The organism is Candidatus Synechococcus spongiarum SH4 (assembly GCF_000586015.1).
Taxonomy (GTDB): domain Bacteria; phylum Cyanobacteriota; class Cyanobacteriia; order PCC-6307; family Cyanobiaceae; genus Synechococcus_B; species Synechococcus_B spongiarum_F.
In genome coordinates this window covers 1-2,301 of sequence record NZ_JENA01000253.1, presented here as the reverse complement: position 1 = coordinate 2,301, position 2,301 = coordinate 1, and the positions used below count along the sequence as shown (strand labels likewise).

Below are 2,301 nucleotides of genomic sequence, written 5' to 3'. Positions count from 1 at the left end.
CAGCCTTTCGTCCGCCTGCTCTTCCCATGGTCAGCACTGCTCCAGCGCCCACCACCTCCGGCTTTGCGGAGATCCGCCCTGGGGTGAAGACACCGGTCAAGGACACCATCCTCACCCCCCGGTTCTACACCACGGACTTTGACGCCATGGCCGCCATGGATCTGCGGCCCAACGAGGCGGAGTTGGAAGCTGTCTGCGAGGAGTTTCGCAAGGATTACAATCGCCACCATTTCGTCCGCGACCAGGAATTCGAGGGGGCCGCGGACAAGCTGGATCCCGAGACCCGGCGCGTGTTTGTGGAGTTTCTGGAGCAGAGCTGCACGTCGGAATTCTCGGGCTTTCTTCTCTATAAGGAATTAAGTCGCCGCATCAAACAGAAAAATCCCCTGCTGGCGGAATGCTTCCAGTATATGTCCCGTGATGAGGCGCGCCATGCCGGATTTCTGAACAAGTCCATGGCGGACTTCGGTCTTCAGCTTGACCTGGGCTTCCTCACCGCCAACAAGGATTACACCTTCTTCCAACCAAAGTTTATTTTCTATGCCACCTATCTCTCGGAGAAGATTGGCTACTGGCGGTACATTACCATCTTCCGTCATCTTGAAAAGCATCCGGAGAGCAAAATCTTCCCCATCTTCAACTTCTTTGAAAGATGGTGCCAGGATGAAAACCGGCATGGGGACTTTTTTGACGCCTTGATGAAGTCTCAGTCGAATACGGTGCGCGGTCCCGTGGCTCGCCTCTGGTGCCGTTTCTTCCTTCTGACCGTCTTCGCCACCATGTATGTTCGGGACGTGGCCCGCAAGGAGTTTTACGAAGCCTTGGGCCTGGATGCCCGTGATTATGATAAATCGTCATTGAAAAAACCAACGAAACCTCCGCCCGGGTCTTCCCGGTGGTTCTGGACGTGAATCATCCGGATTTCTACACCCGTCTGGAGCGAATCGTGGGCAACAACAAACGGCTCTCCGATGCCGATACCGGCCCGGCTCCCGTGGCGGTGAAGGTGTTGCGCAAACTTCCCTTCTGGGTGGCCAACACATGGGAAATGGCCCGGCTGTTTTTCCTCAAGCCCATTGCCTCCGAGGCCCTGCAACCCGCCATTCGCTAAGCCCTGCAACCCTGCACCCCAACGTCATGCCCCGTTTCCCCGTGTCACTCCCGCGCAAGCGGTGGGCCAGACCATGGGGGGCGCCTACGGGAAGCCTGCAGCTTGCCACATGACCGGTCTGACTGGATCCGTTTCTGGTCCGATCTGATTCCACCACGGGTTTTATCTGTGCTTCAGGTGAACCTTCATAACTGGCGGCACTGGCCCCCAGGAGCTTCACGGTAGCGTTGGGCGCCATTATCAATCTCCGCCCCATGGCTATTGCCCTGGCCGCACTGCTCAAGGAGGGGACCAAGAAGTCCCACACCATGGCTGAGAACACCGGCTTTGTAAGCTGCTTCCTCAAGGGGGTGGTGGAAAAAACCAGCTACCGCAAGCTGGTGACCGATCTCTACTTCGTTTATGGGGCCATGGAGGAGGAAATGGCCAAGCTCAAGGGCCATCCGGTGGTGGGTTCCCTTGTGTTTGACGAACTGAATCGCAAACAAAGCCTGGCCCAGGACCTGACCTACTACTACGGCGAGAACTGGGACAGCCAGGTTCAGCCGTCGGAATCGGCCAAGACCTACGTGGCCCGCATCCATCAGGTGGCTTCCCAGGAGCCGGAATTGCTGGTGGCCCATGCCTACACCCGCTACATGGGGGATCTCTCCGGTGGGCAGATCCTCAAGACCATTGCCCAGAAGGCTCTGAATCTGGGGGATCGGGACGGGGTCAACTTCTACAACTTCGACGCCATTGCCGACGAGAAGGCCTTCAAGGCCATGTATCGCGCCAGAATGGATAGCCTGCCCATCGATCAGGCCACCGCAGAGCGCATCGTGGAAGAGGCCAACCATGCCTTCGGCCTCAACATGCACATGTTCAAGGAGTTGGAGGGCAATTTGATCCTGGCCATCGGCAAGACCCTCTTCGGCTTCCTCACCCGCCGCCAGCGGGCCGGCAGCACCGAAGGAGGGGCCACCGCCACGGCGGCTTGAGGTTGGGCGCCTTGCGGGAGTTACCTCTGCGCCCCCTCAAGGTGCTCGTTCCCGGGACAGGGCCACGGTTTCGGTGTGGCGGCCTGGCTGTGGAACTCCAGCTTGCGGCCACAGCCCGGGCCGTGGCGCCCACAACGCTGGTCACCTATGGACAGCGGCAGCCGGATGCCCCCTTCCTGAACGACTTGCTGGCGCAGGAACCGGCAAGCG

1 protein-coding gene and 2 pseudogenes are annotated in these 2,301 nt (G+C 59.1%); all 3 read left to right on the top strand.

Annotated features, from left to right (window positions below; translation table 11 throughout):
- The first annotated feature begins 26 nt into the window (after positions 1-26).
- A pseudogene (gene acsF, locus BG35_RS11250) lies at positions 27-1,111 on the top strand (magnesium-protoporphyrin IX monomethyl ester (oxidative) cyclase).
- A gap of 254 nt (positions 1,112-1,365) precedes the next feature.
- Complete coding sequence (locus BG35_RS0109310; RefSeq protein ID WP_025782605.1) at positions 1,366-2,091, top strand: biliverdin-producing heme oxygenase; 726 nt, start codon at positions 1,366-1,368, stop codon at positions 2,089-2,091.
- Between the two features lie 11 nt (positions 2,092-2,102).
- Positions 2,103-2,301, top strand: a pseudogene (locus BG35_RS11245) (glycosyltransferase); the annotation flags it as partial.